We start from the raw sequence: 16,698 nt of genomic DNA, 5'->3' as shown, positions 1-16,698 counted from the left end.
CGCCTAGAATGAGGGCCGCCGCTGAGGTTTTAAGAAATTTTTCCGGTAACCCGCACGCGTTTGGTGCCAGACACAATTTTGATCTGCTGGCTGCGGCGGCGTTCAATGCCCGCATCTATGGCGTTCTTTGCTGCGATTAACAGTCCCGCCACCAAAAATGCTCCGGGAGGTAGCACTGCCACTAAGACTCCGGGGTAGTCACTTCCCAGTAATTGCAGTCCCCAATCTTTGGCCATGGGGCCTAACAGTAGATCCATATCGGAAAATAGTGTGCCTTGGCCAAGTATCTCCCGTACGGCGCCAATAACAATCAAAACTGCCGTGAAGCCGACCCCCATCATAAAACCATCCACCAATGATGGCAGGACCGGATTTTTACTGGCAAAAGCATCGGCGCGGCCGAGAATGGCACAGTTGGTGACAATCAACGGAATAAAAATGCCAAGTACCAAGTAGAGTTCATAAGTGAAAGCCTTCATCAATAGTTCGACACAGGTGACAAAGGTGGCGATGATCATGACCGACGCGGGCAAACGCACGGTGTCGGGCATTTGTCGTCGAACCAAGGAAACCGCCAGATTGGAGCAGGTGAGGACGCCAGTGGTGGCGAGGCCGAGGCCAATCGCGTTGACCACGGAACCGGTAACGGCCAGCAATGGGCAGAGCCCCAGTAGTTGAACCAGTGCGGGGTTGTTTTTCCAGAGCCCATTGTGGGTAATTTCTGCGTAAGCGGGGGTTGCCATCAATTCTGCTCCGTTTTGGGCTGGGCCCCATCTGTGTTCTCTACTTCGGGGTTCTCCACCTCCACTGCGCGCTTCGATACTGGCGCATTGAAAATCTGCTGGTGGTTTTTTGCGACATACTCCAAAACCTGGCGCACTTCATTGACGACTGCGCGTGGAGTGATGGTAGCGCCGGTAAATTGGTCGAAGACACCGCCGTCTTTCTGTACCTTCCATTCACTGACAGGAGGGTTTTTCAGAGAAAGGCCATCGAACTGGAGTATCCAGTCGCTTTTCTTCAACTCCACTTTATCGCCGAGCCCAGGGGTTTCACTGTGGCTGGTCACCCGCACACCGGCAATAGTGCCATCGCGGTTTATACCCACCAACATTTTGATGGGACCCGAGTAGCCGTCTGGTGCTATCGCCGGGACAATAACCGCTGAAATTTTTCCGTCCTTGCCGCGCGCCAAGTTGATATCGCCCCCCTGGGTAAGTCCCAGCTGACTCCAGTAGGTCTTGGGGATTGGGTAGGTGTCCACGAGCAGATCATTACTGTGCCTGTCGAGGGGGATGATCTCCAGCAATGCCTTGGCTGAGGCCGCGCGTATGGCGCGCTCGATAGGCTCGCGGGTGGTAATTTGGGTCACTGCCAAAGTGCCGGCGGTGATCAGGGCGAACAGGGTCAGCACAACGGCATTGGTGGCCATAGACTGCTTGAGCATCAGTGCTCCTCCAGATCGGTGGCGCGACGTGCCCGCTTATGGCCATAGGTGCGTGGCAGGGTGTAATTGTCGATCGTGGGTGCGGCAAAATTCATCAAAAGCACGGCGAAAGCGATGGCATCCGGGTAACTGCCCCAGGCGCGAATAATATAGGTGAACAGCCCCACGCCGGCGCCAAAGATCAAGCGCCCTTTGTTACTGGTACAGCCACTGACTGGGTCGGTGATGATAAAAAAGGCCCCAAATAGGGTGGCGCCGGAAAAGAGATGCAGCAGGGGCGAGCCCTCGGAAAGGGAGCTGCCACTGTCATAGAAAAACAGGGATATCACGGTTAGCGAGACGAGCATGGCCACCGGCGCATGCCAGGTGATGATGCCGCGAAATAAGAGGAAGAGCCCGCCCAGCAGGAATCCGAAACTGATCGTTTCCCAGCCGACTCCGGCAAAGGTGCCTTTATTGAATACCGGCTCCATTTCATACAGTTGTGAGAGTAGGACCGACTCGTTGAGGCGCACGATCTCCAGGGGAGTGGCGCGGGTAAAGCCATCGACGTTATAGCTACCAAAAACCAGAGAGAAAGCCTCGCCGATATCCGGCGCGCCGCCGATTATATCCGCCGCACCCACCCAGCGGGTCATGTCCACCGGAAAGCTGATCAGCAGTACGACATAACCCACCATGGCCGGGTTGAACGGGTTGTAGCCCATACCGCCATACAGGTGTTTGGCCAATACGATGGCCACCGCACTACCCACCACCGGCAGCCACCAGGCGCAGTAAGGGGGCAGTGCGATACCCAGTAGCAGAGCCGTGACCAGTGCGCTGTAATCCCGCAGATAAAAAGCCACCGGCCGGTTGCGCAGCTTCATGACAGCGGCTTCACACAGCAGGGCGGTAATAATGGCGAGCGCGATGTTGATAAGCACGCCGATGCCAAAATAAATCACCATGGCCAATACGCCGGGCGCGGTGGCGGCGGCCACCTGCAGCATGACCTTGGCGGTGTGGTCACCGGAGAGGGCGTGGGGGGAGGAGGCTCGCATCAGAGACATTAGTGACGACCACCCTGTGCGGCTTGTTGCTCGCGCATCTTATCTTCCAATTTTTTCTGCAACTTTTCCAAAGCGGTTTCGAAGGCCGCCAAATTAGCATCATTTTCATCTCTGGCTTTTTGCAGGCGTGCCTCAGCTTTGCCGAGCCGCTTACGCAGTGCCTCGATGTCCGCGGCGAGTTTATCCGCATCGCTCATTTGTGCGCGGGCTTCGGCTGAGGCCCGCGCCTTGGTGATGGCGCGCACTGCGGCACTGGTTTCCTCTTTATGGGGCTCCCGAGTGGGGTCGCGGTCGGCGCGCCGCTTGGCCAGGGTGAGCTTGTGTTCGGCCTCCTGCCGTTTCAATTGCGCAGCTTTGAGCTGGGCCTCCAGTTGGGCGCGCTGACTTTCGTCGGCGCCTTCCAGCTTGCTGCTCAAGCGCTCGACGCGGCTCTCGGCACTGGAAAAGGTGCGTTGGGCGCGGGCGAGCAACTGCTGAGGATCTTCCTGGCGGGATTTGACTCGCGCCAGGGCGGCGCTGACGATATCCGCCTGCTGTTTGCTCTCTTTGGCCGCTTCCGATTCGGGACTCTGCTCGCGCTGTTGGCGCGCCAATTCAGCGGCTTTGCGGCGGGCTTCACGCTTGGCTTCTTTTTCCTTCTCCGCCCTCTCCAGGCGAAGTTTGCGAAACTCGAAGCGGTCGCGAGCGCGATCGGATCTCTCTTTTTCTTCTTCCGCCAGGCGTATGGCCCCTTTGGCGGCGCGGTAATACTGCACCAGGGGAATCGTGCTGGGACAGACGTAGGAACAGGCGCCACATTCGATACAGTCGAATAGGTTATAAGCTTGTAGCTTTTCGCGCTCATCGGCGCGCGCATACCAGTACAACTGTTGGGGTAACAGTGAAGCCGGGCAAGCTTCGGCGCAGTAGCCGCAGCGAATGCAGGCGTTGGCAACTGGCGCCGGTGGTAGCTCTTTATTGGTGGGTACCAACAGGCAGTTGGTGGTTTTAACCACCGGTGCGCTTTCATCGTCGATCGTATAACCCATCATGGGGCCGCCGATAACTACCTTCTGCATCAGCCCGCGGTGAATGCCGTGGTGTTGGAGGATATGGCGGATGGGGGTACCAATGGGCACCTCGATGTTGCGTTGCCGCTGCAGAGCCTGTCCGACTACGGTGGTGACCCGGCTGATCAATGGCTCTCCGAATCGTACGGCGCGATAAACAGCCCTGGCGGTACCCACGTTCTGGCAGACAATACCGACATTGGCCGGTAGGCCTTGGTTGGGTACTTCGCGCCCGGTAAGAATCTGGATCAGTTGCTTTTCGCCACCGGAGGGATACTTGGTCGGGAATACCACAATGTTGAAACGTGTGCCCTTGGCAGCCTCGCGCATAGCGGTAATCGCTAGGGGCTTGTTGTCTTCGATTCCGATTAATACCCGTTCCGGTTCGTCGAGGATGTAGGCGAGGATAGTGACCCCGGCGATAATCTCCTCGGCGCGCTCGCGCATTAGCATATCGTCGGCGGTAATGTAGGGTTCACACTCGGTGCCATTGATAATCAATGTGTCGATTTCAGCGCCGCCGTGGGGGTCGAGTTTTACTGCTGTGGGGAAACCCGCCCCACCCATCCCGGCGATGCCGCAGTCGCGGATTTTTTCCAGCAACTCTACCCGGTTGAGCTGGGTATAGTCATCACAGGGCTCCAGCTCACACCAGCGTTCCTCTCCGTCGGTGCGAATAACAATGCAGTCCTCGGCGAGTCCCGAGGGGTGGGGAACGGCGCAGGGCTCGATGGCTACGACTTTTCCGGAGCTGGGGGCGTGTACCGGACAGCTGATCAGTCCGTCTGCTTCGGCAATTTTCTGGCCTTTCAGCACATCGTCGCCGAGTTTGACCAGAGGTAGGGCCGTGGCGCCGCTGTGTTGCAGCAGGGGCACGATCAAGTCCTCGGCTAAGGGGATAGTGCCGATGGGTTCGCTGGTACTTTGTTTTTTGTTTTCCGGTGGGTGAACGCCGCCGTGAAAATCGTTGGGGCGCAATTCACGCGCCTTTTCGCTGGCTATTAATTGCGCCTCGCGGGCGGCGCGACGCTCCTCTACAGCCTCACGTTGGCGGATTTTTTCCTGCTGTGAGGTCAAAGTCTCTTTCTCGGGGTTCAAACGGTACCTCCCCGGTTGTCTGCTTGAGCGGTGCGACGATCGGTGGCAATCAGTTGGATGCCATCTTCGGGCTTGTGTGGGTGCCAGCCCTGCAGAGGCATTTCCACCGGCACCATATCGATACAATCCACCGGGCAGGGCTCTACACAGAGGTCACAGCCGGTGCACTCATCGGATATTACGGTATGCATATATTTGGCCGCGCCGGCGATCGCATCTACCGGGCAGGCCTGGATGCACTTGGTGCAACCAATACACTCGGCCTCGCGGATAAAGGCCACTCTTTTTACATCTTCGATACCGTGTTCTGCGTCCAGGGGCGTGGGCTCCATATCCAGCAGGTTGGCCAATTCGTTGATGGTGGCCTGGCCGCCGGGCGGACATTTATTGATGGCATCGCCATGGACAATGGCTTCAGCGTATGGGCGACAGCCGGGGTAGCCGCACTGACCGCATTGGGTTTGCGGCAATAGGGCGTCGACCTGCTCTACCAGGGGGTCGCCCTCCACTTTAAAACGGATGGCGGCATAGCCCAACAGGGCGCCAAATACCAGAGCCATGCCGCCGAGTACCAGCAGGGGGTAAGAAATTTCAGAAATCCAGTCCAGCATTATGCAACCCTATACCAGACCACTAAAGCCCATAAACGCCAGGGACATCAGCCCGGCGGTGACCATACCGATGGCCGCGCCGCGAAAAGGCAGGGGCACATCTGCGGCAAACAGGCGTTCGCGCATGGAGGAAAAAAGAATCAATACCAGCGAGAAACCCACGGCGGCGCCAAAGCCGTACAGGGTGGATTGCATAAAGGTGTGGGCCTTCATGGTGTTTTGCAGGGCCACACCGAGTACCGCGCAGTTGGTGGTGATCAGCGGTAGGAAAACGCCCAGCACCTTGTACATCAATGGACTGGTTTTCTGAATAAACATGCGGGCGAATTGCACGACGACCGCAATCACCAAAATAAAGGAAATGGTGCGCAGGTACTCGATACCAAACGGTTCAAGCAGATAGGTATTCACTAAGTAGGAGCAGATCGAGGCCAGCGTGAGCACAAAGGTCGTGGCGCCGGCCATACCTACGGCGGTCTCCAGTTTGTTGGAGACGCCCATAAACGGGCACAGCCCGAGAAATTGCACCAACACATAGTTGTTGACCAGGATGGTGCTGAGCAGGATGACTGCAAATTCGGTCATAACAGGTCCGGTTGAAGCCCTTGGGCAAAACAGTGCGAGCACCCAGGCGGAGTCTTGGTATCCCGGTGAGGGGCTTTGGGCCTGGGGCTCCGTCGAATGTCGCGCAGGGCCGGTATTATGGGTGAGTCGCTGGGGGCCTTCAACTCGGCGACATATCTTCTGGCAGCCAAGGCCTCAGTGCACCCCGTCGCCACGGCCATGGCGACGGGGTGGCGCGTTCCCAGCCGGCTTGGGCTATGGATTTGAGAATAGTTGGCGCATGGCTTCGGGGGCGCGGTTACTTTCACGCAGCCGTTGGTGGTTTACACAGATTTTTTGGCGCAGCCCTTTACTCCCGAGAGAGATGGCCTTATCTCTATTGGATAAACCCATAACACCCGTTGGAGCTTTGTAATGCCGGATTCACCCTATACCCCGCCGAAGGTTTGGAAATGGGAGGCGGAAAGTGGAGGGAACTTCGCCAAGATTAATCGCCCGATAGCAGGCCCTACTCACGAAAAGGTATTGCCACAGGGCAAGCATCCGATGCAGCTGTATTCGCTGGGGACCCCCAATGGCGTCAAGGTCACGATTATGCTGGAAGAGCTGTTGGCACTGGGGTTTGAGGGCGCGGAGTACGATGCACACTTGATTCGTATCACTGAGGGCGAGCAATTTTCCAGTGGCTTTGTGGAGATCAATCCTAATTCAAAAATCCCGGTCCTGGTGGACCACAGTACCTCACCGCCAATCCGGATATTTGAGAGTGGCTCTATTCTTCTCTATTTGGGGGAAAAATTTGGAGCTTTCCTGCCACATACTCCGGAGCAGCGCACGGAAACCCTCAACTGGCTGTTTTGGCAAATGGGGTCGGGGCCCTACCTCGGGGGTGGCTTTGGGCATTTTTATGCCTACGCGCCAGAGAAGCTCGAGTATCCAATCAACCGCTTCACCATGGAGGTTAAGCGGCAGATGGATGTATTGGATCGACAGCTGGCCAAGCACCCATTTATTGCCGGGCGGGAATTCACTATTGCGGATATCGCCATCTGGCCCTGGTACGGAGCACTGGTACGCAATGAAGCCTACGATGCCGGTGAATTTCTCCAGGTCGAGAGTTATAAAAACTTGGTGCGCTGGTCTGATGAAATTGCGCAGCGTCCGGCAGTACAGCGTGGGCGAATGGTCAACCGCACCTGGGGAGATCCCAGTGAACAGCTGCACGAACGTCACGAGGCCGGTGATTTTGAAGAGAAAACCCAGGATAAAATTACGGGGCAGGGCGATGAGTAGTCCGGCAATGAAAATCTGATACCGGTGCGCGAGTCAGCGGATGGTTGATTTGCTCTCCCTAGAATGTACGCAGGGAGAGCGCCAACTGAATCATCTGTGAGGTGCGCGGCAGCTGCCAGATTTTCTCGAGGATAAAGCCGGCGGCAAAGGCCAGGCCTAGGATGACCGGCAGAGGCACATTTCCCAGGTGTTGATTTACTTGCTTCTGTTGCTGGCCAAGCAGCATTAATGCGCTGCGTCGCTGTTTTTCGGCATCGTGTCGGCACTGTGCAATTTGCTTATTTAATTGTCTCAGCGACATCGTTTAGAGCCTCTCTCACCTGTCGTTTGGTCTCTTCAAAGCCCAGCAGTGCGCGTAGTTTGCGCTGGTAAAATAATATACTGATAAAAATACTGATCTGTATGAGCAGGAAGGTGGCAAAACCTATATATACGGATTGGGTGAAATAGTAGATAAGTAACCCCAGGCCGCCGCAAAAGCTAACGAGCAGAGCGGTGCCCAGAGGTACCAACATCAGCTGCAGGAAAATCAGCCGCTTGCCCGCGGCTAGGGTTCTCTCTAACTCCAGCTGAAAAAGCTGCTGAATATTTCTCAGCCATGCGCTCAGTAAGGTTAGAGTGGCCTCGGCACGCGCCAGGGTTTCCTCCAGGCCGCCACTTGCGCCGGGGTCTTCGGGGGGCTCAGAGGAACCGTCCCGACCGCGCTGTTGCGCGGCCGGATCGGAATTCTCACTGGGTCCATGGCTTTTCTTTCCATTGCCCATCTGCGGTTTCCTTACCGGTTAAAACGGGAAACGTCTTACTTGAAAAGCTTCGCGATTGCCCAGCCGACCACAAAAGCACAGCCGACCGCTAAGATCGGTCTTTCCCGCAAAGAAGACTCCGCCTTTTCCATTACATCCGTAGCGCGCTGTCTCTGTTGCTGTACAGAAGATTTAGCCTTCTGCCTGATATTTTCCGCAGCATCCGAAGCGGCCTCTCCTGCGAGATTATAGGCCTGTTGCAGCTTTTCCCTGCTGGAGTTGTGTGGAGATCTTGCAGTTGCCATCGAGTTGCTCCTTTTCAGGGGTTGATTGCCGCAGAATTCTATAGTCGCGGCGATCAAATCCCAGAGGCAATTGCCCTATTTTTAGGGCAATTAAAAATAACCTGAGCACTCTTTGTTGGCTTTAGTTATATCTCTGTTTTCAGACTTAACTAATGGCGTGATCTTGCACTTTATACGTGGAGTTCCCGCTTCCAGTTTTTTATATTGTTCGCCACACCATTCAGTAGGCGCTGGCGGCTTTCACGGCTGATCCAGGCATTGTGGGGGGTGATAATCAGGTTGGGAATGTCACGACTCAACAGCGGGTGGCTCGCCGGTGGTGGCTCTTCACTCAGAACATCCAGTGCGGCACCGCCGAGCTTTCCGTTGCGCAGCGCGTCGGCCACAGCCTCTTCGTCAACCAGGCCGCCGCGGGCGGTATTTATCAACAGCGCGCCGGGCTTCATAGCGTCGAGAAAAGCGCGGTTAATAAATTTTTCGGTCTGCGGGCTGAGAGGGCAGTGCAGGCTGATAACATCGGATTCCGTTTTTAATTGTGCCAGTGGAACCCTGCCTTCACACTTTCGGTCTTCACGCTTAATGCCACGCAAAGACTCTGCCACCAGCACTCGCATATCGAGGGCTTCCCCCAGTTTGGCGACCCTTTGCCCCAGCGCGCCATAGCCGATAATACCGAGTGTTTTACCGGCCAGCTCCACCACGGGGTGGTCTAGCAAACAGAAAATTTCCGACTGACTCCAGCGGCCTGCCATCACATCCTGATGGTATTGGTGCCAGCGGGAGGCGAGGGCGAGGATTAATGCCAGGGTGTGCTGCGGAACCGAGGCACCGGCGTATCCCTGCACATTTCGCACGGAAATATCGAGGTTCCGTGCGGCTTCGAGGTCAATATTATTGGTGCCAGTGGCGCACGCACAAATCAATTTTAGTGAGCCGGCGCGCTCCATGTGAGCGCGATTTAAAACGACTTTATTGGTAATGACCACGTCCGCACCGGCGATGCGTTCGGCGGTCTGCGCAGCGGAAGTCGTTTCGTAGAAATCCCAGTGGTCTAGACTGTTTATCAGGGCCTGTGTGTCCAACTCCCCCAGCTTCATTGTCATTGCGTCCAGAAATACGCCGCGCATGGAATCTCCTTAATTTCCTGTGTGAGATAGCGGCATGCTACGGCAGAGAGTGCCGAATGCAATGGCTTTCCTGGGGCTGGCGGCAGGTCACGCATGGTTGGCTACGGTTTGATGACGGGCCTTTCTGTCGCATATGAAGAGGGCCCTAATGGGAATATCGTTAACCGCAGCATCACTGGTTCTTATTTCAGCATTTCTTCACGCGGGTTGGAATTTACTGGGAAAATCCCGCGCTCCCTCTCCAGCTTTTTTTTGTATCGCCTCCCTCAGTGTGGGCTTGCTACTGCTTCCTCTTTGCCTGTGGGTACTGTCTCAGGCGGATTCACTACCGGGTAATTTCTGGCTGTTGCTACTGGGCAGTGGTTTTTCCCAGATGGTGTATATGGGTGGTCTGGCTTTGGCTTACCAGCGCGCCGATATCGGTCTGGTGTATCCCATCGCGCGGGCCCTGCCGGTTCTTCTGGTCGCGTTGGCGACGGTGTTGCTGGGGCAGGTTTTACCCTGGGTTGCTTGGATGGGGATGCTATTGGTGACTATCGGTTGCTTATTGGTGCCGTTGGTGTATTTCCGTCAGTGGCACTGGCGGGTTTATTGGAGAGCGGATTGCGCCTGGGCTCTGGTGGCGGCTCTCGGTACCGTGGGATATTCGCTGGCGGACAAGGGTGCGTTGCTTTATTTGGAAGTGGCGCTGGATGGAGCAGTGGCCCCCCCGGTTATGGCGTACGGCTATTTGGGGCTGCAGTTTTTTGCCTGCGGGGTCTGGTTACTATGCAGTTGTATGGGGCGAGTAGGCCGCGCGCAGTTGGTGCAGAGCCTGGGGGATTTGAAGCTGGGGGTTGTGACCGGCTTGATGATGGGGGCAACCTATGGCCTGGTGCTCTTGGCGATAACTATGACGGACAATGTGAGCTATGTGGTGGCCCTGCGCCAGCTCAGTATCCCGTTGGGGGTGGGGTTTGCGATCTGGCTGCTGAATGAGCCGGCACACAGGCCCCAATTACTGGGGATGGGGCTGGTGTGTGCCGGATTGATTGCGGTATCCCTGCGCTAGGGCGGGCAATTACATTACGCGCATACCAGGTTTAGCACCCTCGTGGGGCTCCAGAATCCACAGATCTTTGCCGCCGGGACCGGCAGCCAGCACCATTCCTTCACTCACGCCAAAACGCATTTTGCGCGGTGCCAGGTTGGCGACCATCACGGTGTGTTTGCCCTCCAGGTCTTCCGGCGCATAGGCGCTTTTGATGCCGGCAAATACCTGGCGGGTCTCGCCGCCCAGATCGAGGGTCAGACGCAGCAGCTTGCCGGCGCCCTCGACATGCTCGGCTTTGGCAATGAGCGCGATACGCAGATCCACCTTGGCAAAATCGTCGAATTGAATCTGCTCGGCGATGGGATCGTCGGCCAGTGGGCCGGTGGCCGCTTTGGTCTCGGCCTGCAGCTGGGCCAGGGATTCCTGGGCCGCTTCCATAACGGCATCTACCTGGGTTTTTTCCACTCGTTGCAGCAGGGGTTTGAACTTTTTGATCTCGTGGCTTGCGAGCGGAATGGTGGCGCTGTTCCAGTCCAGCGCGCTGTTGAGAAATTCAGCGGCTTTTGCTGCGGTGTTGGGAAGTACCGGAGACAGCCAGGTCATCAGCGCGCGGAACATATTCACGCCCTGGGAGCAGATCGCGAGGACTTCTGCCTCGCTGCCTTCCTGTTTAGCCAGGGACCAGGGTGCCTTATCGGCAATCCAGGCATTGGCGGCATCGGCCAGGGCCATAATGTCGCGCATGGCGCGGGCGTATTCGCGCCGCTCAAAGCCATCGGCGATACGCGGGGCGGCTTCGACAAACTGATTCCACAGGGACTCGTCGGCCAGTTCTGCAGCCAGTACGCCGCCGGACTTGCCGACAAACTTGGCGGTGCGCGAGGCGATGTTGACCACTTTGCCGACCAGGTCGGAATTGACCTTGGCGATAAAGTCGTCGAGGTTTAGGTCCAGATCGTCCACACCGGCGGTGAGCTTGGCGGCAAAGTAGTAGCGTAAATACTCCGGGTTCAGGTGGTCCAGGTAGTTGCGGGCATTGATAAAGGTACCGCGGGACTTGGACATCTTTTTGCCGTTTACGGTGAGGAAGCCGTGTACGCACACCTTGTTGGGGGTGCGGAAGTCTGCAGAGTCGAGCATCGCCGGCCAGAAAAGGGCATGAAAATTGACGATATCTTTGCCGATAAAGTGGTAGACCTCGGCGTCACTGTCTTTTTTCCAGTAGTCGAGCCAGTTGCTACCGTTTTCATCGCAGTAGTTTTTCAGGCTGGCCATATAGCCGATGGGCGCGTCCAGCCACACGTAGAAATACTTGCCCGGTGCATCGGGGATTTCAAAGCCAAAGTAGGGTGCGTCGCGGGAAATATCCCACTCCTGCAGACCCTCTTCAAGCCACTCGGCCAGCTTGTTCGCCACTTCATCCTGCAGGGTGCCGGAGCGGGTCCAATTGCGCAGGAATTCGGTAAAGGCGGGCAGGGTGAAGAAAAAGTGTTCGGAGTCTTTTTCTTCCGGAGTCGCGCCGGAAATCGCGGAAACCGGGTCGATCAGTTCTGTGGGGCTATAAGTGGCGCCACAGGCCTCGCAGTTGTCGCCGTACTGGTCCGGGGTACTACAGCGCGGGCAGGTGCCTTTGATATAGCGGTCCGCCAGGAACAGTTGTTTCTCCGGGTCGAAAGCTTGGGTGATGGTGCGCGAAGCGATATGCCCGTTATCGCTGAGTCGGCGATAAATCATGGCCGACAGCTCGCGGTTCTCCTCCGAATGAGTGGAGTGATAGTTGTCCACGCCGATGAGGAAGTCGGTGAAATCCCGCTCGTGTTCCGCCTGCATATTGGCGATATGCTGCTCCGGAGTCAGGCCCAGTTGTTCGGCCTTGAGCATGATCGCAGTGCCGTGCGCATCGTCGGCGCAGATATACAGACAGTCGTTACCGCGGGTGCGCTGAAAGCGCGCCCAGATGTCGGTCTGGATATATTCGAGTATGTGGCCCAGGTGCAGGGAGCCATTGGCGTAGGGGAGTGCGCTGGTGACTAGGATTTTGCGCGTATCGGGCATCGGTTATTCCATCGCTGTGGGTTGCGGCCGGGGGCTCCGCTGGAGTGGCCGGAGATCGTCAAAAGACGGCGAAATATAGCAGATTTGTGCTATGCCGGGGAGGTGTGGAACAGGCTGCACAGAAAGCGGCTGGATTAATCCAGCCGCTGGCGCTGGGCCGTTTCATCCGACACAATGCATTTCTGATAAGAAGCGCCGAGAGGGAGATACCGTGAGCGATCATCACCACGATCATGAAGAGCTATCAAAGGAAGTACAGACCGAATTGGAGCGTCTGGCAGAGAGCCTTGGTCAGTTGCAGGACCCGGCCAGTGGTCTGCCGCTGGATGAACTGGATGCAGATATAGAAGTGGGCTACGAGGAGGCAACCGTTTATGTGGGTATTACCCTCGGCTATCCCTGTGCGAGCCAGGAGGCACTGTGGCGCAAATGGGTCACAGAGGCCTGTGAACCCCTGTTGAGGAGCGGCCCCCTGGATGGCAGTGGTCTGCAATTTGAACTCTTCTGCGATATCCCTGCGACCTCTTCGACCAATGCCCCGGAGCCGCTGCGCGGGGTGAAGAATATTGTCGCTGTGGCCTCAGGCAAGGGCGGTGTGGGTAAGTCTACCACTGCGGTGAACCTGGCCTTGGCCCTGGCGGCGGAAGGCGCTCGTGTGGGGCTGTTAGATGCTGATATTTACGGTCCCAGCTTACCGACCATGCTCGGTACTGAAGGCGTAAGGCCACACGTCAAAGAGCAGAAATTCTTTGTGCCGGTAGACGCCCTGGGCATTGAGACCATGTCCCTGGGATATCTGATGACAGAGGAGACGCCAGCGGTCTGGCGCGGGCCGATGGCCAGTGGCGCCCTCAACCAAATCCTCACACAGACACTCTGGTGCGATGCGAAGGAAGAGCTGGATTATCTGATTGTGGACATGCCCCCAGGCACTGGAGATATCCAGTTGACTCTAGCGCAAAAAACCACGTTGGCGGGAGCGGTGATTGTCACTACCCCCCAGGACCTGGCGCTAAAGGATGCCATCAAAGGGGTGGAAATGTTCCGCAAAGTATCGGTGCCCGTACTCGGTATTGTTGAGAATATGGCTCTACACACCTGCTCTAAATGTGGCCACAGTGAGCCGATCTTTGGCTCAGGGGGCGGGGAGCGTATTGCCACGGAATACAACACCCACTTGCTTGGCGAGTTGCCACTGACACAAAAAATCCGCTCCGATATCGATAGCGGTCATCCCAGTGTGGCCTCTGATCCTGAGGGTGAGATTGCCGGTTTCTACCGGGATATTGCTCGCAAAGCCGCTGCCCAGGTCTGGCTCAATGCCAGCAGCGATGAGGAGTTACCGGAAATCGAAATTAGTTGAACCCAATCGCGATACCGATCACAAAGCATTAAATTTTTATTTTTTACAGTTTTTTGCTGGGTGAAAACTCCCTATATTGGGCCTCTCTTGGCGCCCCTTGCGGATTTTCTTTTCTGCAAGGGGTGCTTATCATCAAGAAGTCGAGCTTAGCGCCGGCCATTGTGTTTTTCCCAGTGGCCAGTAAAACGGCTTTTAAAATATTTTATTTATTGCATTTTCGTATCTGCAGCGCCTTCGCTCGAGGTGGTGTGCCTGATAGTCTTTATTAAGTCAGTGCTAAATTAATCGTTAGTTTTTTAGTATTGTTTTGCAGGTCGCCAACACGGTGCAAACGTTATGGCAGTTTCCTGCATGGCCGTTCAGATTCTGCCATTGTTGCAAGAAAAATTAAGTATTTATGCTGTATTTTCCTTGGTGATCGTTAACTTAAGGATACCTTGAATCACTCCGTGCTCTCTCGCAAGCTCTACGATAAGTGGGGCTTGAGTCGTGTGGAAATTAGCTTTTTTATTCAAAGCTTCCTAAATTTTGTGGTTTTGATTTTTTGCATAATGCAGTGCGAATACTCAAAACAGTGGTGGCCATCCAATGGAATCACCGGGGCATTCCGGTTATCCGTGAATTAGGTGCAGTAGTCCGGCACAGACTCTCTGCGCTGAGTGGTAAAAATCAGGAGTGTGCAAACGTTCCCAAAGCGAGTTTTACTGCTAGGCCCAGCGGGGAACACAACAGGCATTGCAGTAGCTGTAGTCGATAAAAATAACAATGACAAAAGCGCGAGTGCTTTCATTCATGAATTTTCATATCAGCTATCGACCGATAGGGGGCATAGCGCGGGTATTATTTTACGGACCCATCGGGTTTGCCGAAAAAATGGAAGCCGCCGCCCGCTTAGTAGAAAAATACCGCCACCGTGTACCCCTTCGGGTGCTGTTTGACATGCGCTATGCGCGCTCCAGGGTGACCCTGGAGGAGCAGAGACAGTTCACCAGTTTTATTGCGGAGCATCCGGTACTGCGGCGTGCCTATATTGCCGTCTTACACCCTCGAGGCCGCTGCACATCGCCGTTGGCGACCGATGGCACCTGCCTGTGCCGGCACAGTTCGCGGGAGTTTGTAGCCGAAGCTGAGGCGGAGGCCTGGCTCACTCAGATTAAGAGCACCTCCAGGCCTGTACTGGTCTGAAGGGCTTATGCCTGCTGAGCTTTGGCCTGCTCGGCCTCTGCCTGGCGGCGGCGCTCTTCTTTTTTCTGCCGTCGTTTGGCGGCGGTCATATCGCGAGCGTCCTGGCCCATGTGCTTTTCACCGCGTTTTGTCGCCAGCTGGATCTGCTTTTCCCGCTCGCGGAAACGGCGGCGATCCGCATCACTCACCTTGTCGTGACAGTGGGGGCAGCTGACGCCCTGCTCGAATTGTTCCGACTGCTGGTCCTCTTCTGTGATGGGCATGCGACAGGCGTTGCACTGATCGTACTGGCCCCGTTCCAGGTCGTGGTTGACGGTTACGCGCTCATCGAAGACAAAGCACTCGCCCTCCCACAGAGATTCGTCTTTGGGCACTTCTTCCAGGTATTTGAGGATGCCGCCATGCAAGTGGTAAACCTCATCAAAGCCCTGTTCCTTCATGTAGGCCGTGGACTTTTCGCAGCGAATACCGCCGGTGCAGAACATGGCGACCTTTTTGTGCTTGGTCGGGTCCAGGTTCTCTTTGACGTACTGGGGAAATTCACGGAAGGTTTCGGTGTTAGGGTTGATGGAATCTTTGAAGGTACCCACTTGGAATTCATAGTCGTTACGGGTATCCACCACAACCACTTCCGGATCGCTGATCAGGGCGTTCCAATCCTTGGGTTTGACGTAGGTGCCCACTACTCGGCGGGGATCAATGCCCTCTACACCCATGGTGACAATTTCTTTCTTCAGCTTGACCTTGCTGCGCAGGAAGGGCGCTTCGCTGGTAAAGGATTCTTTGTAGTCCAGGGTGGCGAGGCGCTCATCGGACTTTAAGTGGGCCAGGAGCGCGTCTATCCCGTTGCGGGAGCCCGCAACGGTGCCGTTAATGCCCTCGCGGGCCAGTAACAGGGTGCCGCGCACCTGATTTTCCAGCATAACGTCAAGTAGGGGCGTGCGCAGAGACTCAAAGTCCTCTAGGGTGACGAACTTGTAGAGTGCGCAGACAATATATGGATCCATGGTACTTCCTCAAATGCAGGCCGGAGCGTAAATCCGGGGCAGAAAAAATCGCCGCGCATTTTATCGCAAAAAAAACAGCTTGTCGTACATTTAGCAAGCGCTCCCGGCGCTGCCTCGGCACACGATATTGGTTGACCGGGGGGCCGCAACTTGTCAAAGTTCTGGCGGAAATTTCAGGGTCATAACGAGGTGAACCCCATGGGCGAAGAATTTGCACCAAAAGAGTCGGAATTGAGCCAGATCTACCGCGAAGGCGATGTGTCTGTGCAAATCGATATTTTCGAAGATGACGAGGGCGGCTGGCTGCTCGAGATCGTCGATCAGCACAATAATTCCACAGTGTGGGAAGACACCTTTGAGACCGAAAAGGAAGCTCTCGAGGAAGCGTTGGACGCACTGCGCGAAGAGGGTATTTCCACCTTCGTTGGCCCTGTTCAGGAAACCGGTGGCAGCTGGTAAGTCCGCAGTCCCCAGGTTGGGAGCGGGCGGCAGCGGCCGCTACCCGGCTTAAGCGACAGCTTGAAATACCCTGTCTTGGCCCATGTCTCAATAGGCAGACTGAATAGTACCCTGCTCCCTTGGTCCAATAACGCTGGTATCTCGTTGGTCAGCGTGTAGTGAGCCGTCTTATTCGGTATCCCCAATTGAGGGGGTTTTCTCTCCTTCCGCCCCAATTGTAACTGCTATGGTTATGGTGAAGGGAATCGCGACTGTGTGACAGCACACCCCAATCACAGCGCCGTCGCGAGGTAACAGCGGAGCTTTT

Annotated in this window: 17 protein-coding genes; 5 read left to right on the top strand and 12 right to left on the bottom strand. The window is 55.9% G+C overall.

Going from position 1 to position 16,698, the window contains the following annotated elements:
* Window positions 1-29 precede the first annotated feature (29 nt).
* From Q1A69_RS01735 to rsxA, 6 genes are read right to left on the bottom strand one after another with little or no spacing between them, the layout of a single operon-like run.
* Window positions 30-743 carry an electron transport complex subunit E gene (locus tag Q1A69_RS01735; RefSeq protein WP_299580164.1) on the bottom strand — a complete coding sequence of 238 codons (714 nt, stop codon included), beginning with the start codon at window positions 741-743 and terminating at the stop codon, window positions 30-32.
* Entirely contained in the window at window positions 743-1,447 is a 705-nt protein-coding gene (gene rsxG, locus Q1A69_RS01730) for an electron transport complex subunit RsxG (RefSeq protein WP_299580161.1), read from the bottom strand. The genes Q1A69_RS01735 and rsxG overlap by 1 nt, the downstream gene beginning before the upstream one ends.
* Window positions 1,447-2,499, bottom strand: coding sequence for an electron transport complex subunit RsxD (gene rsxD, locus Q1A69_RS01725; RefSeq protein ID WP_299580158.1), 1,053 nt, complete (start codon window positions 2,497-2,499; stop codon window positions 1,447-1,449). Before rsxD ends, rsxG begins: the two co-directional genes overlap by 1 nt.
* The gene (gene rsxC, locus Q1A69_RS01720) at window positions 2,499-4,646 is read right to left on the bottom strand and encodes an electron transport complex subunit RsxC (protein WP_299580155.1); all 2,148 of its coding nucleotides are present in this window, start codon (window positions 4,644-4,646) and stop codon (window positions 2,499-2,501) included. The genes rsxD and rsxC overlap by 1 nt, the downstream gene beginning before the upstream one ends.
* Window positions 4,643-5,257, bottom strand: coding sequence for an electron transport complex subunit RsxB (gene rsxB / locus Q1A69_RS01715; RefSeq protein ID WP_299580152.1), 615 nt, complete (start codon window positions 5,255-5,257; stop codon window positions 4,643-4,645). The genes rsxC and rsxB overlap by 4 nt, the downstream gene beginning before the upstream one ends.
* Before the next feature lie 9 nt (window positions 5,258-5,266).
* Window positions 5,267-5,842 (bottom strand): electron transport complex subunit RsxA, encoded by a 576-nt coding sequence (gene rsxA / locus Q1A69_RS01710; RefSeq protein WP_299580149.1) that lies wholly within the window; start codon window positions 5,840-5,842, stop codon window positions 5,267-5,269.
* A gap of 393 nt (window positions 5,843-6,235) precedes the next feature.
* Between rsxA and yghU the strand changes: the two genes are divergently transcribed.
* On the top strand, window positions 6,236-7,114 hold the full coding sequence (gene yghU / locus Q1A69_RS01705) for a glutathione-dependent disulfide-bond oxidoreductase (RefSeq protein WP_299580146.1): 879 nt from the start codon (window positions 6,236-6,238) through the stop codon (window positions 7,112-7,114).
* Window positions 7,115-7,172: 58 nt separating this feature from the next.
* On the opposite strand, the gene Q1A69_RS01700 is transcribed toward yghU, so the two are convergent.
* From Q1A69_RS01700 to Q1A69_RS01685, 4 genes are all read right to left on the bottom strand, one after another.
* Window positions 7,173-7,415, bottom strand: a complete 243-nt coding sequence (locus Q1A69_RS01700; RefSeq protein WP_299580143.1) for a hypothetical protein — start codon at window positions 7,413-7,415, stop codon at window positions 7,173-7,175.
* Window positions 7,393-7,878: a hypothetical protein gene (locus Q1A69_RS01695; RefSeq protein ID WP_299580140.1), complete on the bottom strand. Its 486-nt coding sequence runs from the start codon at window positions 7,876-7,878 to the stop codon at window positions 7,393-7,395. The genes Q1A69_RS01700 and Q1A69_RS01695 overlap by 23 nt, the downstream gene beginning before the upstream one ends.
* Window positions 7,879-7,913: 35 nt before the next feature.
* Complete coding sequence (locus Q1A69_RS01690) at window positions 7,914-8,162, bottom strand: hypothetical protein (RefSeq protein ID WP_299580137.1); 249 nt, start codon at window positions 8,160-8,162, stop codon at window positions 7,914-7,916.
* Window positions 8,163-8,332: 170 nt separating this feature from the next.
* A complete protein-coding gene (locus tag Q1A69_RS01685) occupies window positions 8,333-9,289 on the bottom strand; it encodes a D-2-hydroxyacid dehydrogenase (protein WP_299580134.1) in 957 nt (318 codons plus the stop codon).
* Between the two features lie 148 nt (window positions 9,290-9,437).
* On the opposite strand from Q1A69_RS01685, the gene Q1A69_RS01680 reads away from it, so the two are divergent.
* Window positions 9,438-10,340 carry an EamA family transporter gene (locus tag Q1A69_RS01680; protein ID WP_299580131.1) on the top strand — a complete coding sequence of 301 codons (903 nt, stop codon included), beginning with the start codon at window positions 9,438-9,440 and terminating at the stop codon, window positions 10,338-10,340.
* A 9-nt stretch (window positions 10,341-10,349) separates the two neighbouring features.
* Here Q1A69_RS01680 and metG read toward each other — a convergent pair whose 3' ends face one another.
* Window positions 10,350-12,377, bottom strand: a complete 2,028-nt coding sequence (gene metG, locus Q1A69_RS01675) for a methionine--tRNA ligase (protein WP_299580128.1) — start codon at window positions 12,375-12,377, stop codon at window positions 10,350-10,352.
* A 211-nt stretch (window positions 12,378-12,588) separates the two neighbouring features.
* Between metG and apbC the strand changes: the two genes are divergently transcribed.
* Entirely contained in the window at window positions 12,589-13,740 is a 1,152-nt protein-coding gene (apbC, locus tag Q1A69_RS01670) for an iron-sulfur cluster carrier protein ApbC (RefSeq protein ID WP_299580125.1), read from the top strand.
* A gap of 792 nt (window positions 13,741-14,532) precedes the next feature.
* A complete protein-coding gene (locus tag Q1A69_RS01665; protein ID WP_299580122.1) occupies window positions 14,533-14,925 on the top strand; it encodes a hypothetical protein in 393 nt (130 codons plus the stop codon).
* Between the two features lie 5 nt (window positions 14,926-14,930).
* Here the strand turns inward: Q1A69_RS01665 and Q1A69_RS01660 are convergent, their stop codons facing one another.
* On the bottom strand, window positions 14,931-15,932 hold the full coding sequence (locus tag Q1A69_RS01660; RefSeq protein ID WP_299580119.1) for a rhodanese-related sulfurtransferase: 1,002 nt from the start codon (window positions 15,930-15,932) through the stop codon (window positions 14,931-14,933).
* A 150-nt stretch (window positions 15,933-16,082) separates the two neighbouring features.
* Between Q1A69_RS01660 and Q1A69_RS01655 the strand changes: the two genes are divergently transcribed.
* Window positions 16,083-16,391, top strand: coding sequence for a baseplate wedge protein 53 (locus tag Q1A69_RS01655; protein WP_299580116.1), 309 nt, complete (start codon window positions 16,083-16,085; stop codon window positions 16,389-16,391).
* Window positions 16,392-16,698: the final 307 nt, after the last annotated feature.

Origin of the sequence: uncultured Microbulbifer sp., from assembly GCF_947498635.1 — a bacterium.
GTDB lineage: Bacteria > Pseudomonadota > Gammaproteobacteria > Pseudomonadales > Cellvibrionaceae > Microbulbifer > Microbulbifer echini.
This window is presented reverse-complemented; position numbering and strand designations above follow the sequence as displayed.

Excerpts from the sequence above, each read along its gene's own strand:
- rsxB (WP_299580152.1), bottom strand. The coding sequence starts at position 5,257 with ATGCTGGACTGGATTTCTGAAATTTCTTACCCCCTGCTGGTACTCGGC.
- yghU (WP_299580146.1), top strand. The coding sequence starts at position 6,236 with ATGCCGGATTCACCCTATACCCCGCCGAAGGTTTGGAAATGGGAGGCG.
- Q1A69_RS01690 (WP_299580137.1), bottom strand. The coding sequence starts at position 8,162 with ATGGCAACTGCAAGATCTCCACACAACTCCAGCAGGGAAAAGCTGCAA.
- Q1A69_RS01685 (WP_299580134.1), bottom strand. The coding sequence starts at position 9,289 with ATGCGCGGCGTATTTCTGGACGCAATGACAATGAAGCTGGGGGAGTTG.
- Q1A69_RS01700 (WP_299580143.1), bottom strand. The coding sequence starts at position 7,415 with ATGTCGCTGAGACAATTAAATAAGCAAATTGCACAGTGCCGACACGAT.
- Q1A69_RS01695 (WP_299580140.1), bottom strand. The coding sequence starts at position 7,878 with ATGGGCAATGGAAAGAAAAGCCATGGACCCAGTGAGAATTCCGATCCG.
- rsxA (WP_299580149.1), bottom strand. The coding sequence starts at position 5,842 with ATGACCGAATTTGCAGTCATCCTGCTCAGCACCATCCTGGTCAACAAC.
- metG (WP_299580128.1), bottom strand. The coding sequence starts at position 12,377 with ATGCCCGATACGCGCAAAATCCTAGTCACCAGCGCACTCCCCTACGCC.
- Q1A69_RS01660 (WP_299580119.1), bottom strand. The coding sequence starts at position 15,932 with ATGGATCCATATATTGTCTGCGCACTCTACAAGTTCGTCACCCTAGAG.
- rsxD (WP_299580158.1), bottom strand. The coding sequence starts at position 2,499 with ATGTCTCTGATGCGAGCCTCCTCCCCCCACGCCCTCTCCGGTGACCAC.
- Q1A69_RS01735 (WP_299580164.1), bottom strand. The coding sequence starts at position 743 with ATGGCAACCCCCGCTTACGCAGAAATTACCCACAATGGGCTCTGGAAA.
- Q1A69_RS01665 (WP_299580122.1), top strand. The coding sequence starts at position 14,533 with ATGAATTTTCATATCAGCTATCGACCGATAGGGGGCATAGCGCGGGTA.
- Q1A69_RS01680 (WP_299580131.1), top strand. The coding sequence starts at position 9,438 with ATGGGAATATCGTTAACCGCAGCATCACTGGTTCTTATTTCAGCATTT.
- rsxG (WP_299580161.1), bottom strand. The coding sequence starts at position 1,447 with ATGCTCAAGCAGTCTATGGCCACCAATGCCGTTGTGCTGACCCTGTTC.